The 18,875-nt window shown below is 38.1% G+C and carries 13 protein-coding genes and 2 pseudogenes; 8 read left to right on the top strand and 7 right to left on the bottom strand.

What is annotated here, in order from left to right:
• Window positions 1-38 precede the first annotated feature (38 nt).
• Genes RMB13_RS13065 through RMB13_RS13055 form a run of 3 tightly spaced genes read left to right on the top strand, consistent with a single transcriptional unit; the run spans window position 39 to window position 5,071 of the window.
• A complete protein-coding gene (locus RMB13_RS13065; protein ID WP_311085439.1) occupies window positions 39-1,163 on the top strand; it encodes an efflux RND transporter periplasmic adaptor subunit in 1,125 nt (374 codons plus the stop codon).
• Entirely contained in the window at window positions 1,160-4,225 is a 3,066-nt protein-coding gene (locus RMB13_RS13060) for an efflux RND transporter permease subunit (protein ID WP_311085438.1), read from the top strand. The genes RMB13_RS13065 and RMB13_RS13060 overlap by 4 nt, the downstream gene beginning before the upstream one ends.
• A 39-nt stretch (window positions 4,226-4,264) precedes the next feature.
• On the top strand, window positions 4,265-5,071 hold the full coding sequence (locus tag RMB13_RS13055) for an oxidoreductase (protein ID WP_311085437.1): 807 nt from the start codon (window positions 4,265-4,267) through the stop codon (window positions 5,069-5,071).
• A 200-nt stretch (window positions 5,072-5,271) separates the two neighbouring features.
• Here the strand turns inward: RMB13_RS13055 and RMB13_RS13050 are convergent, their stop codons facing one another.
• Together RMB13_RS13050 and RMB13_RS13045 are read right to left on the bottom strand one after the other, a co-directional pair.
• On the bottom strand, window positions 5,272-5,745 hold the full coding sequence (locus tag RMB13_RS13050; RefSeq protein WP_311085444.1) for a hypothetical protein: 474 nt from the start codon (window positions 5,743-5,745) through the stop codon (window positions 5,272-5,274).
• 118 nt (window positions 5,746-5,863) lie between these two features.
• Window positions 5,864-6,949: a hypothetical protein gene (locus RMB13_RS13045; RefSeq protein ID WP_311085436.1), complete on the bottom strand. Its 1,086-nt coding sequence runs from the start codon at window positions 6,947-6,949 to the stop codon at window positions 5,864-5,866.
• 242 nt (window positions 6,950-7,191) lie between these two features.
• Between RMB13_RS13045 and RMB13_RS13040 the strand changes: the two genes are divergently transcribed.
• Window positions 7,192-7,815 carry a TetR/AcrR family transcriptional regulator gene (locus tag RMB13_RS13040; RefSeq protein ID WP_311085435.1) on the top strand — a complete coding sequence of 208 codons (624 nt, stop codon included), beginning with the start codon at window positions 7,192-7,194 and terminating at the stop codon, window positions 7,813-7,815.
• A 16-nt stretch (window positions 7,816-7,831) separates the two neighbouring features.
• Here the strand turns inward: RMB13_RS13040 and RMB13_RS13035 are convergent, their stop codons facing one another.
• Complete coding sequence (locus RMB13_RS13035; RefSeq protein WP_311085434.1) at window positions 7,832-8,851, bottom strand: AraC family transcriptional regulator; 1,020 nt, start codon at window positions 8,849-8,851, stop codon at window positions 7,832-7,834.
• Window positions 8,852-8,958: 107 nt separating this feature from the next.
• On the opposite strand from RMB13_RS13035, the gene RMB13_RS13030 reads away from it, so the two are divergent.
• Window positions 8,959-11,199 carry a fatty acid desaturase gene (locus RMB13_RS13030; RefSeq protein ID WP_311085433.1) on the top strand — a complete coding sequence of 747 codons (2,241 nt, stop codon included), beginning with the start codon at window positions 8,959-8,961 and terminating at the stop codon, window positions 11,197-11,199.
• 115 nt (window positions 11,200-11,314) lie between these two features.
• Here RMB13_RS13030 and RMB13_RS13025 read toward each other — a convergent pair whose 3' ends face one another.
• The gene (locus RMB13_RS13025) at window positions 11,315-12,466 is read right to left on the bottom strand and encodes an alpha/beta fold hydrolase (RefSeq protein WP_017392017.1); all 1,152 of its coding nucleotides are present in this window, start codon (window positions 12,464-12,466) and stop codon (window positions 11,315-11,317) included.
• 360 nt (window positions 12,467-12,826) lie between these two features.
• On the opposite strand from RMB13_RS13025, the gene gltS reads away from it, so the two are divergent.
• Together gltS and RMB13_RS13015 are read left to right on the top strand one after the other, a co-directional pair.
• Window positions 12,827-14,062: a sodium/glutamate symporter gene (gltS, locus tag RMB13_RS13020; protein WP_311085432.1), complete on the top strand. Its 1,236-nt coding sequence runs from the start codon at window positions 12,827-12,829 to the stop codon at window positions 14,060-14,062.
• 114 nt (window positions 14,063-14,176) lie between these two features.
• On the top strand, window positions 14,177-16,006 hold the full coding sequence (locus tag RMB13_RS13015) for a monovalent cation:proton antiporter-2 (CPA2) family protein (protein WP_311085431.1): 1,830 nt from the start codon (window positions 14,177-14,179) through the stop codon (window positions 16,004-16,006).
• 87 nt (window positions 16,007-16,093) lie between these two features.
• Here the strand turns inward: RMB13_RS13015 and RMB13_RS13010 are convergent, their stop codons facing one another.
• The 3 genes and pseudogenes from RMB13_RS13010 to RMB13_RS13000 form a co-directional block, all read right to left on the bottom strand.
• Window positions 16,094-16,927 (bottom strand): SDR family oxidoreductase, encoded by an 834-nt coding sequence (locus RMB13_RS13010; protein WP_311085430.1) that lies wholly within the window; start codon window positions 16,925-16,927, stop codon window positions 16,094-16,096.
• A gap of 50 nt (window positions 16,928-16,977) precedes the next feature.
• Window positions 16,978-17,355, bottom strand: coding sequence for a DoxX-like family protein (locus RMB13_RS13005; protein WP_003650801.1), 378 nt, complete (start codon window positions 17,353-17,355; stop codon window positions 16,978-16,980).
• Between the two features lie 206 nt (window positions 17,356-17,561).
• A pseudogene (locus RMB13_RS13000) lies at window positions 17,562-18,199 on the bottom strand (TetR/AcrR family transcriptional regulator).
• Window positions 18,200-18,785: 586 nt separating this feature from the next.
• Here RMB13_RS13000 and RMB13_RS12995 point away from each other — a divergent pair.
• Window positions 18,786-18,875: pseudogene (locus RMB13_RS12995) on the top strand (SCPU domain-containing protein); the annotation flags it as partial.

Here is an 18,875-nt window from a genome sequence, read left to right as displayed (position 1 = left end):
AGTCTCCTGATTAATTTCTTCAAGGGGGGGACTCTAATATGTGTTATCGTCGCCTTATTCCATTTGCTGCAATATATTTATTTCCTTTTTTCTTGCTAGGTTGTGCTGAAAATACACAATCTGACCCCCGTACTTCGGCACCATTGGTACGAGTCGCAACTGTGCAAGAAGAAATTACTTCTGACTCAAGAGCATTTACAGGCACGATAGGCGCACGGGTAGAAAGTGATCTTGGTTTTCGTGTCTCTGGCAAAGTAATCAAACGGTTTGTTGAAGCCGGTCAGACGGTAAAACGCGGACAGTTACTGATGCGTATTGATCCGGTTGATTTGGAACTTGCTGCCAAAGCTCAGCAAGAAGCTGTAGGCGCAGCCAAAGCACGTGCTGAACAAGCAGAAAAAGACGAAGCTCGATATCGTGATTTGCGTGGAAGTGGAGCTATATCTGCTTCCGCCTATGATCAGATTAAGGCAGCAGCAGATACGGCGAGAGCACAGCTAAGTTCAACGCAAGCTCAAGCTAAAGTCGCATTAAACGCCAGTCACTATGCGGACTTAACAGCCGATGGTGATGGCACAATTATGGAAACACTAGTTGAACCGGGGCAAGTTGTAAGCGCGGGTCAAACAGTAATTCGTTTAGCTCATTCTGGTCAAAGAGAAGCAGTTATTCAGCTTCCCGAGACTTTACGCCCTGCAATAGGAGCTATTGGTCAAGCCACTCTCTTTGGTAAAGAAAATATAAGTGTCCCAGCTAAGCTTAGACAGTTATCAAATACAGCAGATCAGCTCACTCGTACTTTTGAAGCACGTTTTGTATTAGACGGAGATTTGGCAAATGCTCCTTTAGGTTCAACCGTCACTGTACGTATTGGAGCTCAAAATCAGAGTTCACAACATTTTTTACAAGTACCGATTGGTTCACTACTTGATAAAGGAAAGGGAGCAGGAGTATGGGTAATTAATGGAAAAACTCAGAAAGTAACGTGGCGTTCTGTTGTTGTAAAACAGGTTGATGATGAATATGCGTATGTAACTGGCAATATTCAGAGTGGAGATCAAATTGTTGCTCTAGGTGCGCATTTACTTCGAGAAGGCGAGTTAGTCCGTATTGCATCACAGGCAAATAATCCTTCAATTGAAAATGAAGGAGGACACTCATGAGTGAGAAAGGTTTTAACCTGTCAGCTCTTGCTGTTCGTGAACGGGGTATCACTCTATTCCTGATTTTTCTAATTTCAATTGCAGGCATTGTTGCATTTTTTAAATTAGGTCGAGCTGAAGACCCAGCCTTTACAGTTAAGGTCATGACCATTGTGACTGCTTGGCCCGGTGCAACTGCCCAAGAAATGCAAGATCAAGTTGCTGAAAAAATCGAAAAACGGATGCAAGAGCTGCGTTGGTATGATCGAACAGAAACCTATACAAGGCCTGGGCTAGCTTTTACGACACTAACCTTACTTGATAGCACACCTCCATCTCAAGTTCAGGAGGAGTTTTATCAAGCGAGGAAGAAAGCAAATGATGAAATAAGCAATTTACCTTCAGGGGTAATTGGGCCACTTGTTAATGATGAATATGCGGATGTAACTTTTACTTTATATGCTTTGAAGGCAAAAAATGAAGCACAAAGATTGTTGGTGCGTGATGCAGAAACGATTAGACAGCAGCTACTTCATGTCCCTGGGGTAAAAAAGGTCAATATTATTGGCGAGCAACCTGAACGTATCTATATTGAATTTTCACATGAGCGCTTGGCAACACTAGGCGTGAATCCACAAGATGTGTTTGCTGCACTTAATAATCAGAATGTACTTACTCCAGCTGGTTCTATTGAGACCAAAGGTCCTCAAGTTTTTGTCAGATTGGATGGTGCTTTTGATAAGTTACAAAAAATTCGAGACACACCTATAACTGCTCAAGGTCGTACCTTGAAATTGTCAGATATTGCGACTGTTAAACGTGGTTATGAAGATCCTGCAACATTCATTATTCGTAATGATGGAGAACCTGCTTTATTGCTAGGTGTAGTCATGCGTGAAGGGTGGAATGGATTAGATCTTGGTAAAGCATTAGAGAACGAAGTTGGCTCAATCAATGAAGATTTACCCCTTGGTATCAGCTTAAATAAGGTGACCGATCAAGCGGTAAATATTAGCTCGTCGGTAAATGAGTTCATGATTAAGTTCTTTGCAGCATTACTTGTGGTGATGTTTGTAAGCTTTATCAGCATGGGATGGCGAGTTGGACTTGTTGTTGCTATGGCTGTACCGCTTACATTGGCTATTGTTTTTGTGGCGATGTTGGCAACGGGCAAAAACTTTGACCGAATTACACTGGGTTCTCTTATTCTTGCCTTAGGGCTCTTGGTTGATGATGCCATTATTGCCATTGAAATGATGGTCGTCAAAATGGAGGAGGGCTTTAGTCGAATAGCTGCATCTGCTTATGCATGGAGCCATACCGCAGCACCTATGCTTTCTGGAACATTAGTCACCGCTGTTGGATTTATGCCAAATGGCTTTGCCCGATCTACGGCTGGTGAATATACCAGCAATATGTTTTGGATTGTCGGCATAGCCCTTATTGCTTCATGGATTGTTGCAGTCGTTTTTACACCTTATTTAGGTGTGAAGATGTTACCTGATTTTAAAAAAGTCGAAGGTGGACACCATGCAATTTATGACACACCACGATATAACCGTTTCCGTCAAATTCTTGAACGTGTGATTGCGCGTAAATGGCTTGTTGCTGGTAGTGTTATCGGATTATTTGTTTTGGCAATAGGCGGAATGACATTGGTGAAAAAACAATTTTTTCCAATCTCTGACCGACCTGAAGTACTTGTTGAAGTACAAATGCCTTACGGTACATCGATTACGCAAACTAGCGCTGCTACAGCCAAAGTTGAAGCTTGGTTATCTAAGCAAAATGAAGCAAAGATTGTGACATCGTATATTGGCCAAGGCGCCCCTCGGTTTTATTTATCCATGGGACCTGAGTTACCAGACCCATCCTTTGCCAAGATTGTGATACGAACTGACAACCAAGAAGAACGGGAAGCCTTAAAACATCGCTTAAGACAAGCTGTTTCGAATGGGCTTGCTTCTGAGGCGCAGGTACGTGTTACACAACTGGTCTTTGGACCATATTCACCCTATCCAGTGGCTTACCGTGTGACAGGGCCAGACCCAGAAAAATTGCGTGTAATTGCAGCTCAGGTTCAGCATGTTATGAATGCTAGCCCAATGATGAGAACTGTAAATACCGATTGGGGAACTCGTACACCAGCCCTTCATTTCACATTACAGCAAGATCGCCTACAGGCAGTTGGTCTCACCTCAGCTTCAGTGGCACAGCAACTACAATTTTTGTTAACAGGTATTCCGATAACCTCTGTGCGCGAAGATATTCGTACAGTACAAGTTGTTGCTCGTTCTGCGGGCGATATAAGACTGGATCCTGCAAAAATTGGTGATTTCACACTCACTGGGACAAGTGGACAACGTATTCCTCTGTCACAAATTGGCAAGATTGAAGTGCGGATGGAAGAGCCTGTCATACGCCGTCGAGATCGCGTACCAACAATAACCGTTCGTGGAGATATTGCTGAAGGATTGCAACCACCAGATGTATCTACAGCAATTACCAAACAGCTTCAGTCAGTTATAAAAAATCTACCGAAGGGCTATCGCATCGTTGAAGCAGGTTCTATTGAAGAGTCGGGTAAAGCTACTAAAGCCATGCTTCCTATTTTCCCGATCATGTTGGCAATGACTTTGCTCATTATCATTCTTCAGGTGAGATCTATAGCTGCAATGATTATGGTGTTTCTCACCAGCCCGTTGGGATTAATCGGTGTGGTACCGACGCTTCTATTATTCCAGCAGCCTTTTGGTATCAATGCCTTGGTTGGGTTGATTGCATTGTCTGGAATTTTAATGCGAAACACACTCATCTTGATTGGTCAAATTCAGCAAAACAAGCAAGCTGGACTCGATCCGCTGGATGCTGTTGTGGAGGCGACAGTACAACGTGCCAGACCCGTCATATTAACGGCTTTGGCTGCTATTTTGGCTTTTATTCCTCTGACTCATTCGGTGTTTTGGGGAACGCTAGCTTATACATTGATTGGTGGAACACTGGCTGGAACCATTTTAACTTTGGTTTTCTTGCCGGCTATGTACTCAATCTGGTTCAAAATCAGAGTCAAACCAACAGCTTAACCATCAGATTCTTAAGTTTAAAAAATATTCGGAGTTCATATGTCAAACTCACAAGTAGTGGTAATTACCGGTGTTTCATCAGGAATTGGTCAAGCCACAGCAGAAAAATTTGCTAAAAAAGGCCATAAAGTATTTGGAACAGTCAGAAATAAAGTAAAAGCCCAACCTATAGAAGGGGTTGAGCTCATTGAAGTGGATGTGTCTGATGAGGACTCTGTCCAACTTGGGATTCATTCTATTATTGATAAGGCTGGGCGTATTGATATCTTAATTAATAATGCTGGGGCAAGCCTGACTGGGGCAATAGAAGAGACCTCTATAAAAGAAGCAGAATTTTTATTTAATACGAATGTATTTAGTATTCTTCGTACGATACAAGCGGTATTGCCATATATGCGAATACAACATTATGGAAGAATCATAAATATTAGCTCGGTATTGGGTTTTCTTCCTTCACCTTATATGGGGGTATATTCTGCAACTAAACATGCAGTTGAAGGATTATCCGAATCTTTAGATCACGAGCTTCGTCAATTTGGGATTCGCGTGACATTGGTGCAACCTTCTTTCACCAAAACCAATCTAGATAAAAACGCACCTGTAGTAAGTTCTAAAATTCCTGAATATGACAATGAACGTAATTTAGCTACACAGGCTATATCGAATCAGATTAATCATGGATCCCAACCGGATAATGTTGCAGATACGATCGTTACAGCGGCATTGAATGATTGGCAAATGCGTCGTACACCATCTGGACAGGCGTCTTTGTTAAGTAAGTTACGTCGCTTCATGCCAAGTGGCCCTGTTGATAAGAGCATTAGAAAGACTTTTGGGTTGAAATAACTTATTCATTATTTTTAATATTATAAAATCTAAGCATAAATTTTATGCTTAGATTTTAGTGTTTATGCGAACTAATTTTTGAAACGGTATTTAGTAAATAGGATTGACTCATATTCTTTATTTTTAGCTATATTGACTGAATCTAGGTGTGTGAATTTAAAATTTTAAATATCAATTATTTTAGACAACATATAACGGAGTTACTTAAGAATGATGAACTTGTTAGTGGTAAAGTTTTGAATAAATAAAGACTTTTTAAGAGGGCAGATTAATGCTTTTCGGTTCATGATTCCATAAATTAAATATACATATTCTTGTGATGAACCAACTAATGCAAAAAGTTGATCTTGCTGATCAATACCAATAAGAATTTCATTGGTTAATTTTAACATATCAAAAGGTGAGGCGTTTTTCTTGGCCTCAACAGATATATTGAAATTTTCAAAAGTTTTCTTGATATCAAGTAATGAATAATAGAAATTTTGCTGATTTCGTTGAGCTTTCAAATAAACAGCAATACGTTCTATATCTATTGGTTTATTGTGTTTTGCAGCAACTGCTGAAGCAAGAATAAAAGAAATATTTGAAGTATTTGAGTCTATTGAGCCCACTTTAAGTTTAGAAATAGAACTCTGGATATTATCAGGTATATGTTTGACGGAAGCTGAGCACATATTTATTGACCTATAGACTGTGGTAGCTTGGGATGTATTCAGCCCTGCTAATAGTGGTATGAAAACCATGAGTTGTTTTAATTTAAGCGTCATATAAAAGCTTGTATAAAGTTTTTACTTAACAAAACTTTAAGTTCCCGTAGCAGTTTTTGATGCCTATCTGTCCAGAGTCAATAGGATTAATAATTAACTCTCTACCCACTAATCCTCCTAATGCCTCGCCAAGTCCTACATCAATCCGCTGTTGTGTTTCTATATCAGTGAGTAAAACTTTCGGTAAGGAAAGCCACCATCCAGGTTGAGCAGCTACAGTATTTTCGAAGCTACCAGAACTTATTTTTTGCCACTGGATAGCTTGTTTTTGTAAGGATAGTGATGTGTCACTAGTAGGAATTGTTCCTGCTGCATCTTGGGCTAGTAAAATTTCATGGAAACCAGACAGAGGATAATCTTTTAATGTGGCATTACTGAGAGTTAAACCTAAAGGTAGATCTAAGATACCTAATAGTTTTAGTGGACCAGTTTTAGCGACTACATTATCCAGCGTTGCTGTTGTAGAGCGGTTAAGAATAAGCGGTTTGTTATAATCATTAATATGTGCTTCTGTAGAGATTAATCCATTTTCAATCACTACATTCTTCAGAACAGTATTAGTAAGCGTTAAATTCAAATCACCAGATAAAGAGTTAATTCCTCCTGTGTCATCAGCTAATGTTGTTAAATCTGTATTTGATCCCAATCCAAGTTTGCCTAATATGCCTAATGCCCCAAGGCGAAAACCAACAATTTCTCGAGTAGAAGCACTGTCCGGCGATTTGATAGCAAACTCGATAAAAGGATTAGTAATAACGGCATCTGATCCTGCATAGCTACCATTTACGGGGAGGACACCTGCTAAACTAATATTTTCAATATCAATGTCACAACCCACTCCTTTAGTCCCACCGCAACCTAACTGTAAACTTTTAATATTTGCATTTAACTCTACTTGTGCTTCCATTCCGAGACGATAAAAACCTACATCTGTATTTGGATTACCATTTTGATTAGCTGCAATATTGGTTAGATTAAATAATGCTTGACCAGTTACACCAGATAAACTCTTATCATCTAAGAGGTTGAGTTCTGCTTTTACAAGTGAACTGACCAACATCAATGGTATTGTAAATAACAAAGCCTGTTTTATACTTCTAAAATTGTTCATATCAGTTCCTTTGCTTAAAGATGATTTAGCTCAAAGGAAAGTTTGCATTTCTTTATAAGCTCAATACTCTTTTGTTTTCATAGGCCTAGTATTATTAATGTCCTTTCCTAGGCAATATGGATATTTATAAGCAGCTCTATTGAACGGGAATTATGATTTGCTCTTTTGTGTGAATTAAACAACAATAAAGCATAATGTGTTCAGTGCACACATTATGCTTGTAATATGTGCGCGGTGTCAACATGCCTTCTATACAATCTCAAAAATCAAATTATCATCATGGAAATGTGCGTGAAGAATTATTAGATGCAGGATTAGCTCACCTAAAAAATAGTGATGCCGAGAGCCTTAGTTTTCGAGAAATGGCGAGACAAATTGGGGTAAGCGGAAATGCGGTATACCGGCATTTCGAAAATAAAGAGAGCTTTTTAGCAGCATTGGCAGCCAAAGGATTTAAGCTCTTGCAAGAGGAGCAAAGCCAAACGTTGCAAGATGCTAATTCTCAGCCCGAGGCGTTAAAATTATTTGGTTTAGCCTATATTAACTTTGCAAAAAATAATCGAAATCTCTTTGCCTTGATGTTTAATCCTGACTTACAAAAGAATGAAGCACTTGAGTTAAAAGAGGCAGTGGGTAATACATATACTCAGTTACATCAATTAACTGCTTCAATATTGGGTGTGGATGAAAATGACGCTCAAGTTGAAGTATTAGCAATGTTGAGTTGTAGCCTTGTACATGGCCTATCTCATCTTTTATTGGAAGGGCGTTTGGCTGAATCAGAAGAAAAAGCGAATAATTTAGTCTTATTAATTATGAATTATGCTACGAGTTTGCTTACTGGAGCTGGCGTGGATAAGCATTAAAATATTAAATATAAATTTATTTTTGCCACCTAAAATTTCGGGGAGAAATGCCTTTCCAACGTTTAAAGGCTCTGGAAAATGCTGAAACTTCGGAATAACCCAATTGAATGGCAACTTCTTCAACTGTTAAATTGGTGGTTTTGAGTAAGTCTTCGGCTAAGTCTTTACGAATGTCATCTATAAGCTGTTCATAGGTAACTCCTTCAATTGCGAGATGACGTTGTAATGTTCTGAGGTTGACTTGAAGATGGGCTGCCATTTCATCAATTCTGGGCATTTGTGAGGGTTGTTGGAGTAAAATATTTCTGACCTTTTGGCTATAGCTGCCTAGAGAACTTCTTCGCGTCCAAAGTTGTTGGCATTCTTCTTCATATCGTGCACGAATAAATGGGTCTGCTTGAGGTAATGGTAAATCAAGCAAACTGCTTTCAAAGATAATACAGCTACGTGGTTGATTAAATTGAATTGGATATCCCGTTAATTCGGGAAATTTATCGGCATACACAGGTGCAGGTAAAGCAATATTAATGCTCATTACAGGAAACTGTATAGGCAAGACATCTCGTTGAATTGATATAACAGTTATAAGATCTCTTTCAACCAGAAAACACGCTAAGTCATTAGGTAATTGACTATGATCAAAAATTAGTAATGTATATATATCTTCCTGAATAACTTCTAAATTGCAAAAAATAGAACTAAGTTGAAAGTATCGCATAGCAAAATGTAAGGCTTCTTTCATTGTCTGACTACTAAGAATGGCAAAACCCCATGCACCAAATGTGGTTGTATGGTGCCTTAGACCTGCTTCTATACTCAAGGGAAGTGTAGGATCTAGTAGTTTAAGTAAATTTCGAATAACTAAAAATTCTTGTTCTGCTTTTATCTCAAAGTTAGGTTGCGATAAATCATCCAAAGAAATATGCGTGTTTTCAATACAACTTTCAGGTGTTAAACCATATTGCTGACCTATCATAAGCAATATGCGAATAGCACTGATACTGCGAGGAAAATCCCAATATAATTGTATAGACATGCTTTATGTGTCATGAAATGTCAAGTTTGGTAGTATAAAGTCATTCTGCTAATGTTCAAAACTTTATATCTTTTCGGATAGGATCAAATCCGATAGGGATATATAAAATGCTAAATAATAAAGACGGCAAGCACGAAAGTTTAACGGCAGCTTTAAAAGCTTTATATGATCAAACTAAAGCAAAAGTTGGTGATGCAGACCTAGAACATATCAGAAATGTTGCCGCTTACTCTCAAGCTATTAAAGCGCGTAGTAATGAGTTGATCCAACAAGGTGGAAAACCTAATGCCATAATGCGTGGCGCGATATTAGGTGCATTGCATACATTACTTGAGTTTTCTGAACTTGGTCATAACATCATGCATGGTAGTTATGATCATTTGCCAAATGCAGGTTCTTTCCATTCTGAACGTTGGGTTTGGAATTTTATGGTGGATCCTTATGAATGGCGTGTGATGCATCATCAAAATCACCATCCTTTTACTAATATTGTTGGCGTAGACCATGATTTGGGATATTCCTTTTTACGCATTAAACCAGGTCAGCCATGGTATGGTCACCATACTTTGCAACTTCCACTGTTATGGGTTTTATTATTAACAACTCCTAATCTTGTATTTTCTCTTTTTACTGGAGCATCAGCCGCTAAAACAGAAGGGCGTAAAGTACTTAGTCGAACCACCATTGAACAAACCTTAAAACTGACAAAAAAATATATTGCTCAGCATTTTTGGAAAGATCCTCTTTCGGTCTCTCCTCATCGGATATTGCCGACATTTTTTGGAAATTATCTGAGTACAGTTTTGGGATATGATTTGACGGTTGCAGTCTTATTTCTGGAACACCATTCACCCAATGTTGAGTTATTTAGTGACCCAGGATTGAGTGAAACAGAAGAAGAATATTTTCGCCGTCAAATTTTAGCAACGAGTAATTTTACGCCTTATGCCCAACTTGATAATTATTTTAAAACATTGTTGAAAGAGGAAGTTAAATTCGATAATCCACCTGCATTTGATGTGTTTTATGGTGGATTGGACACGCACTTAGAGCATCATTTATTTCCAGATCTACCATGTAATCGTCAAAGAGAAATCCAGCCCTTTGTTAAAGAAATCTGTTTGCAGCATGGCTTACCTTACAATGTTATGTCTCTTGAAGATGTTGTGCCAGATATGATGGTCAATATACTCAAATTGGCGAGTCCTGTAGGCGAGCAAGAAAGAGGAAATTTTTTTAAAATCCTAAAAAATCCTAAGGAGTTATTACGTCGAGTTGTATATGGAGCCCAATATAAACTGCCAGATAACATGACGTATTTAAATAAGCCTCGTTTTTATAATGTACCTGTTAAGGTCCTCGCTGTTTTTCCGCAAGCAGGAAATCAGGCATTAATGATACGTTTTGAAAAACCTCAAGGATGGGAGGGCGTAACTTGGGAAGCTGGTGCATTTATTTCCGTACGGGTTGACGTCGAAGATGAAAGTCTGGTTCGACAATATAGTTTGTTAAGAGACAGTCACGAGGCTGATAATTGTTTGGAAATTGCCGTCAAACGTGTAGAGGGCGGACGTGTTTCGAATTATATCAATGATCATATTAAGAAAAATTCACATATGATTTTGGTAGGAGTACCGCAGGCCTCTCCCGATTTTATAATGAAAGACGTACCTAAACAGATCGTTTTCCTTGCGGGTGGTGTTGGGATTACACCAATTTTGAGTATGTTACGTAAGGCACGACGTGAAGCTCCACATAGCCAAGTTAAGTTACTTTATTTTAACCGTAATGAGAGATCTATTATTTTTGAACATGAATTACGTGAAGTTGCCAACTTATCTGGTTTTGATGTGCATTTTATATGTAATGAGATAGACCCTAATTATCTGATTTCAGGGCAAATGTATCAGGCGAAACTAAGTGCTGAATTACTAGCTAAAGTTGTTCCCGATATAACAGCACATGAAGTGTATGTTTGTGCTCCACCAGGATTTATTACTGCCTCAAAATCTATGTTACTGGATTTAGGATTACCTGAAATACAATTTCATACAGAGAGTTTTACCCCTCCGGTAGTAGAGCACCCAACTGATGGTAAAGATCATGTTATCCACTTTGCACGGAGTGGTATTGAGATTGTGGTTGATGGCGGGACAACGCTATTAGAAGCTGCACGTTTGGCTGGTGTTAATATTCCATCGGGATGTGAAAGAGGGTTATGCCGTGCTTGTGTCTGTAATAAGCTACAAGGTGTTACTACTTTAGATCAATACAAGGCACAACCAGATTTTCGAATTACCACCTGCAACAGTTTGCCTCGTTCGGATAAGTTGGTACTGGATATTTAACATCTTTGAATATGGAATTATTAATTTTTACTTTAAAGCTTAAGAGTGAATCACCACAATAATAAAAACCAGCGGATAGCTTGGCTACGCTGGTTCCCAATATTGTTTAAACGAACTAACCTGAACGCTCAACTAACCAAGTACTTATTTCAGGCCAAACCGCCGTAGGTGCTTGGCTTCCGGAAACGACACCCATGTGTCCACCCGGTACGACCTTAAACGTTTTATCTTGGCTGCTAATTAAATCCATGAGTGGCTTAACAGCATCAGCGGTCACAATAATGTCCGTACTACCCCCCAGTGCTAACACCGAACATTCAATATCTTTTAAATAGGCTGTAAGTTCACCGAATTTCACTACACCGTTGGATAATTCATTATCAATCCAGAAACGAAGGATGATGTCGCGCATGACTCCACCCGGATACGCCAGCATGTTATCGATAAATGAACTAGAAGTTGCGTGGTCAATAATAAATTCTCGGTTATCGAGATTTTTAAAAAGTTCCCAATACGTTTTTAGATTTCCAATCGGGTCAGTTAATTTAAAGCCTAGTGTGTTTTGCCATCCATGAATATGAAATGCCTTACTTGGCACATGGTGGCGAATACGAAACGGCGTATGTTTGCGAACCCATTGGGCAGGTTTGGTTAAGCTGCCATAGAGTTTGCCCATATAACCAGCTTTATGCGTATCGATAGGGGAAGCTAAAATAATTAGGTTTTTAATATCTTTGTCTTTAAATAATGCGGTATAGCAGAGTGACAGTGCACCGCCTAAACTCCAGCCATGTAAAGAAAGCTGTTGCTGACCACTGTGCAAGCGGACCTGCTTTAACATTTCAGGCATAAAGACTTTAATGTAGGTGCCGAAATTGTATTTTGCTTGGTGTCGGGTGGGCACGCCCCAGTCAATCAGATATACATCAAAACCTTGTGCTAAAAAGAAACGTACAAAACTGCGAGTAGGAAACAAATCATAAATGAGCATGTTGACTGCTAGCGGCGGAACGATAACTAACGGTACACGGTGTTTAGGTGTAGAGGTATTCGTCTCATTTCTATAATGCCGTAAGCTAATAATTTCATGCTTATAAATCACGTCAAAGGGCGTTTTTCCTGACAAGGCAATTTGAGGACCTCTAAAAAATAGATCCGATGCATTGATCAGCATGTGAGGTATTTTTTGACCAGCACGTGTCTGAAGAGATTTTTTAATGGACTGTAGCTGTGGAACGTTCTGACGAACTTTAAGCAATAAACTCATTGAACATAAAACCTATAAAGATGTTGCCCAGAACAATAACGAGCTGGTCTTTTAAGGATATTAAAGGGAATGAGAGCTAAGTTCAGTGACTTAAAAGACAGGATTTTTTGCTTAAGGTATCAAGGGGTAATTATTTTTAATTAAGAGTATTTTGGACTAGATTATTGAAATTAAATAATTAACTTAAATGTATGGGGTAATTTTGTATAAAATATTTAAAAATTTAAGTTTTTCTTAAGAATCGTGAAAATTGATTGCTAGGGTAATTTTGTAAAGTTTATTTGTGTTTTTTTTACATATTAAAAAATAAAATATAATTATTTTACAATCCGTTAGGAATGTAATTAGAAAGTAGTATATATGGAATTTGTTTTTAATGGTTTTTATACACTAATTTCGGCGGTCATCGTTCTATTATTGGGCCGCTTTCTTGTTAATCGAATTGATTTTTTAAAACGCTACAATATTCCCGAACCTGTAGCAGGCGGTTTGGTTGCTGCGGTCGTCTCGCTACTTGTCCATACCATATGGGGATATAGCATTGTTTTTAGTAGCGAATTACAAACCAGCTTTATGCTCGTATTCTTTGCTTCTATTGGTTTAAGTGCCAATTTTATGAAGCTTAAAGAAGGCGGTATGGCTTTGGTTATCTTCTTAGTCTGTGTAGCATCTTTCATTGTGGTGCAAAATGCGGTAGGCATGAGTCTTGCGACGTTGCTCGGTCTTGACCCACTCATTGGCTTAATTGCCGGTTCTATTACCTTAACAGGTGGTCATGGTACTGCTGGAGCTTGGGGTGACATTTTAGAAACTCAGCATGGTATTCAGGGTGCTTTAGCTTTAGGGATGGCGAGTGCGACTTTTGGTTTAATTATTGGTGGTGTGATTGGTGGCCCATTAGCAAAATTGCTTATCAATCGTTATAGCCTTGCTCAACCAAAAACTAATGCTGAAATCCAACAGCGTGATGGTCATGTTGAACAAAATTCTGATGATCTTGCGCCGTTTGAAAACCCTCATCAAGTTCGTTTAATTACAGCCGACAATGCAATTACTACATTGGGTATGTTCGCAGCGTGTTTGGCATTTGCTGAATTTATGACAGGCTTTAGTAAGGGAACTTGGTTTGAGTTACCAACCTTCGTTTGGGCGCTGGGTGGCGGTGTAATTTTAAGAAACATCTTAGAAAGTGTCTTAAAAATTGATATTTTTGACCGTGCGATTGATGTTTTTGGTAATGCATCATTATCACTTTATTTAGCAATGGCACTGCTTTCTTTAAAGCTTTGGCAACTTGCAGATTTGGCTGGGCCACTTGTGGTGATTTTAGGTGCTCAAACCATTACGATGGCGTTATATGCTGCTTTTGTGACCTTCCGTGTGATGGGTAAAAACTATGATGCAGCGGTGTTGTCAGCAGGGCACTGTGGTTTTGGTATGGGCGCAACACCAACAGCGGTTGCTAATATGCAGGCGATTACGAACATGTATGGACCATCGCATAAGGCATTTTTAATTGTTCCGCTTTGTGGCGCATTCTTTGTCGACTTAATTAATGCAACGGTTATTCAGCTGATGTTGAAATTCGTTGTTTAATCAAAAAAAGCCCGTCAGGGCTTTTTTTTATGGATTCTTTTTCTCAAAACTAATAATCGCCCTTAAACATAGTTTCACATAGAATAAATTGCAGATAAATAAAATGAGAAATGTATGAGCGCAGAAGCACATTCAATTAGCTTGGTTGCCCCTGTGGTTTTATTGGCGGCGGCTGTAATTGCAGTCCCTATTTTTAAACGTATTGGTTTAGGTTCAGTATTAGGTTATTTAATTGCGGGTCTGATTATTGGCCCATTCGGTTTTGCTTTTTTCCAAGATTCCACTGCAATTTTACATATTGCCGAGTTGGGAATTGTGATGTACCTATTTCTGATTGGTTTGGAAATGCAGCCGTCACATTTATGGAGCCTTAGACGCGAAATTTTTGGTCTTGGCACACTACAGATCATCATTTGCGCACTGGCTTTGACTGGCGTCGGACTGTTATTTGGTTTTACATGGCAAGTTGCGTTTATTGGTGCAGCAGGTTTTGTATTAACGTCGACTGCTATTGTGATGCAGTTATTGGGCGATCGGGGTGACTTGACTCAGCCTCGTGGGCAAAAAATTGTAGCCATCTTATTATTTGAAGATTTACTGATTGTACCATTGCTCGCTATTGTCGCTTTTATGGCACCTAATCATGTGGTCGAAAGCACATCTGTACGTTTAGAAAATATAGGCATTGGTTTAATCGCAATTGCAGGTCTTATTGCCGCAGGTTATTGGTTACTTAATCCATTATTTAGACTCTTGGCTGCGGCTAAAGCCCGAGAAGTAATGACTGCCGCCGCCTTATTGGTTGTGTTGGGTGCAGCGTTGCTCATGCAAGTCAGCGGTTTGTCCATGGCGATGGGTGCTTTCTTAGCGGGTGTGCTTTTATCTGAATCAACCTTTAGACATCAAATTGAAGCTGATATTGAACCATTCCGAGGAATCTTGCTGGGCCTGTTTTTCCTTGGGGTTGGCATGTCATTGGATTTATCAGTGGTTGCTCAAAACTGGCAACTCATTGTCAGTGGTGTAATTGCCCTCATGCTTGCCAAAGCTCTCATGATTTATATTGTCGCCCGAATAACTAAAAGCCCTCATACTGAAGCGTTGGACCGTGCCTTACTCATGGCTCAGGGCGGAGAGTTTGCCTTTGTACTTTTCTCTGCTGCATTAAGTGCCCAAGTCATTGACGGTACAATTAAATCTAATCTTACCGCTATTGTTGTGCTTTCAATGGTGTTGACTCCAATTGTAGGTATTATTTTTAAACGGTTCACTCAATTTAAAGCGAATGTTTCGTTAGAAAACGTCAATATTGCCGAGGGCTTAAGCGGTAGCGTTTTAATGATTGGATTTGGACGCTTTGGACAGGTCACCAGTCAATTATTATTGGCAAGAGGGGTAGACGTCACCATTATTGATAATAATACGGACATGATTCGAAACGCTGAAAAATTTGGTTTTAAAATTTATTATGGCGATGGCTGCCGCTTAGATATTCTACATGCTTCTGGCGCTGCAACAGCACAAGCGATTGTGGTGTGTGTAGACAGTAAAGAGACAACCAATAGAATTGTAGAACTCGTCACACATGAATTTCCTTTAGCGAAATTATTAGTCCGTTCATATGACCGCGAGCACTCACTGCATTTAGTCAAACAAAAAGTAGACTTCATGATCCGTGAAACGTTTGAATCTGCGATTAAGTTTGGGGGAGTAATTTTACAAGAACTCGGTGTGGATGGAGACGAAGTAGAAAGAATTACTGAGGAAATTCGAGATCTTGATAATGAGCGCTTTGAAACTGAAATCGCAGCAGATGACGTAAATGCGGGAGTAGGTATGCAATATACACATACCCATCATCCACGACCAACAGCGCCATTGATTCGACCAAAACGGGAAGGGCGTATTTTAAATAAAGAAGATAGCTCAGATAACGATTCTTGATGAGTATAAAGTTCAGTAAAAGCTCTCTTTAGAAGAACTTCTACTGAACAATTTTATGGTGAAAAGAGCTTAAAGCGCTAAACCCGACTACAAATGCTCTAAGGCTGTGCCTTTAACGGGGTTTCTACGCCAGTAATAAGGTTGCAAAAATCTAAGAAAAAGCTTCCACGGCGTGATCCAAGCGATGTGTCGGTTGGCTTTTTTGTTTTGAATAATTTGTTTTGCTAAATACGCACAAACAACTTCTGGCGGGTCAATCACAAAGAAAAATAACCGTTTCATCTTTTTCCAGTTTTGGATGTTGCCATTGGTCCAAGAAGAAACTAATAGGTCTGTTGCGACCATGCCCGGGCTAAGTGTGCCAGTTAAAATTGGAGTCGATTTTGTTTCTTTATAAAGTGCTTTACTGAAATAACTTACGGCCCGTTTTGTAGTTGCATAAGGCGTCATGCCTGCACTCCATTCGCCGTTGCTTCCCCAACCTTCCATATTAAAGATTTGACCATAACCTCGTTTAAGCATTCCCTTTAAAGCCACTTGCGAACCCAACATCGTGCCTAAAATATTAGTTGAAACAGCCGCGTTTAACTCTTCTGGCTGAAGGTCGATAAAGTCTTTGGTGGGGTGGCAGCTTCCTGCATTATTAATCCACACATCGATTTGCCCAAAGCGCTCAATTGCACCATCCCATAGGGTTTGCACATCAGACACTTGAGTCACATCGCAACATAGGCCAATGAATTTTTCTTTATTGAAATGAGCTTCTAAATGAGAAAGAGCCTGCTTAAGATGCTCTGGGTTTCGTCCAGCAATGACAACTGAACATCCAAGATCTAAAAAAGCATGGGCAAGGGCTAAACCAATACCTTTTGTACTGCCTGTAATGACCACACTGCAAACTTCAGTTTTGGGTAAACTCATTGCACTCTCTATATAAAATCTTTAAAAATAGTTACATGAATGGCTGTGAGTTAATTTAGCTCATTTAATAAGATGAGATAGACAATAGATAAACTTATCATCGAAAGATTCATTACGATAGGGTTGTAGGGCAAGATCAGGGTAGAGGGTATTAAAAAACCAATTAAAAGAAGCAGCCCAAGCAAACCCAAAATGCTTAAATAATGAATATATTTATGTGCAGTAAAGAGAAAACATAAACCAAAAATCATTTCAGCTATTCCACTTGCATGGCCTGCAAGTTTTGCGTTTTCGAGTGATAGTCCTAGCCATTGCCATACAAAAATTTCATCAGAATTAAGAAATAGAAATTTTGGAACGAGACCTTGATAAAACCATAAAAAGACTAGCACAAGGTTTATAAATTTGAAGATATTAATATTTTTCATTGAAATTACTTTAAGAGTTTAAAATTTTCTTTAGATTAGGTTTGACCTATTATCTTGAGGTTCATTTCTTTCTTCAAGAGGTATTGATGAAGTCTATTTTACATTTGGACATATGCTTCTCAATTCGTTTGATTTGAAAGCAATATTTTGAGCCGCTGGTAAAAAAAATGAGAACATAGGAGGAGTGTACTCCTATGTTTTGTAGCTTATGGTTCACTTACTAATTTTGATATGTTCTTTAAAAGAATATTTCTTATAAAATCTTTATGGCATTCATTTTTATTATTGTTGGAATATTGAACTAAATAACCATTCAATAGAGTGATTATAATAATAGCCCTATCTCTATATTCTTTTGAGGATATTTCATCATGTATTGGTAAAATTATTTTATACATGAGATCAAAATTATAATTTTGTATGATTCTTAATGCATCATGTACATAAGGTAAATGATCTGAAATAGAGAAAAATTCTTTAAAAATTTTTGTAACTTTTGGCTTTTCTATCTCATGAAATATATTGGTAATAATATTCATAAATCGATTGAGTGGGAGTTCGGTGAGATTCATGGTTATTAAGTGTTCAATGCGACTCTTGTAGTCACTAATTAGCTTATTTAATAAGGCTTGTAATAAAATATCCTTATTTTTAAAGTAGTGTTGCAATGTGCTTAAGGTTATGTTGGCTTGGCTTGCAACTCCTCTCATACTAAGACCAGAATAACCTTTAGTAAGAAAAATTATTTCAGCGTTACTTAAGATTTGCTTTATTCTTACGTGCCCTTTAATGGTGGTAAAAGACTTTTTTTCTCTATTTTATCAAAAGTATCAATTTTGATCATCATCCAACCTTTAATTAAAATTAAAAAATAAAGCGGCATTTTAAACTATGAGTTAATAAAAATATAAATAAAATCTTAACAATTTATTAATGTTATTTTCGGTCAATTGACCTGTAAATTAAATTGTAGGTCGAGCTGTTTAGAATGAGTTTTAAAATAGGTCGATCGACTTATTTGGCTTTCTTTTGAGGCGAATTAATAGGTCGGAATACCTATTTTTTTTATTATAAATCTGTCTAATTTTTCTGCTTATTTAATTTGCTGTATTTTAAAGATAAATCTGTTTTTTGTGTGTGTATTTTTATTTTTTGAAATGCAGAAATATGGTTATTTGAAAAGAAGCTTAGATGTTTTAGTCGATTTCATTATTATTTTTTAATCTAAATTTTAAATAAGAAAGATTGTTCTTTTGTAATATGCGTATACAAGTTAAATAAATTTTACTAAATTGTGAAAAGGATCACACAATGGTAAATAATTGATTTGTTTTAGTAATAAAATAAATTTTATATATTTTATTTATTGAGCTGATTCTTTTTTGTTCTACAAGTTCAAGCATTATATTATTTATATGTAGGTTATGTATATGAAAAAAATTCAGAAATCACTTCTTGCTGCATTAATGGTTGCTGGTTATGCGGTAAATACTCAAGCAGCTGTTACAGGACAAGTTGAT

The sequence above is a fragment of the Acinetobacter sp. V102_4 genome, assembly GCF_031799005.1.
Taxonomy (GTDB): domain Bacteria; phylum Pseudomonadota; class Gammaproteobacteria; order Pseudomonadales; family Moraxellaceae; genus Acinetobacter; species Acinetobacter calcoaceticus.
This window is presented reverse-complemented; position numbering and strand designations above follow the sequence as displayed.

Coding starts and splice junctions, on each gene's coding strand:
- RMB13_RS13035 (WP_311085434.1), bottom strand. CDS start 8,851: ATGTCTATACAATTATATTGGGATTTTCCTCGCAGTATCAGTGCTATT.
- gltS (WP_311085432.1), top strand. CDS start 12,827: ATGGAATTTGTTTTTAATGGTTTTTATACACTAATTTCGGCGGTCATC.
- RMB13_RS13005 (WP_003650801.1), bottom strand. CDS start 17,355: ATGAAAAATATTAATATCTTCAAATTTATAAACCTTGTGCTAGTCTTT.
- RMB13_RS13045 (WP_311085436.1), bottom strand. CDS start 6,949: ATGAACAATTTTAGAAGTATAAAACAGGCTTTGTTATTTACAATACCA.
- RMB13_RS13025 (WP_017392017.1), bottom strand. CDS start 12,466: ATGAGTTTATTGCTTAAAGTTCGTCAGAACGTTCCACAGCTACAGTCC.
- RMB13_RS13065 (WP_311085439.1), top strand. CDS start 39: ATGTGTTATCGTCGCCTTATTCCATTTGCTGCAATATATTTATTTCCT.
- RMB13_RS13030 (WP_311085433.1), top strand. CDS start 8,959: ATGCTAAATAATAAAGACGGCAAGCACGAAAGTTTAACGGCAGCTTTA.
- RMB13_RS13010 (WP_311085430.1), bottom strand. CDS start 16,927: ATGAGTTTACCCAAAACTGAAGTTTGCAGTGTGGTCATTACAGGCAGT.
- RMB13_RS13015 (WP_311085431.1), top strand. CDS start 14,177: ATGAGCGCAGAAGCACATTCAATTAGCTTGGTTGCCCCTGTGGTTTTA.
- RMB13_RS13040 (WP_311085435.1), top strand. CDS start 7,192: ATGCCTTCTATACAATCTCAAAAATCAAATTATCATCATGGAAATGTG.
- RMB13_RS13060 (WP_311085438.1), top strand. CDS start 1,160: ATGAGTGAGAAAGGTTTTAACCTGTCAGCTCTTGCTGTTCGTGAACGG.
- RMB13_RS13055 (WP_311085437.1), top strand. CDS start 4,265: ATGTCAAACTCACAAGTAGTGGTAATTACCGGTGTTTCATCAGGAATT.
- RMB13_RS13050 (WP_311085444.1), bottom strand. CDS start 5,745: ATGTGCTCAGCTTCCGTCAAACATATACCTGATAATATCCAGAGTTCT.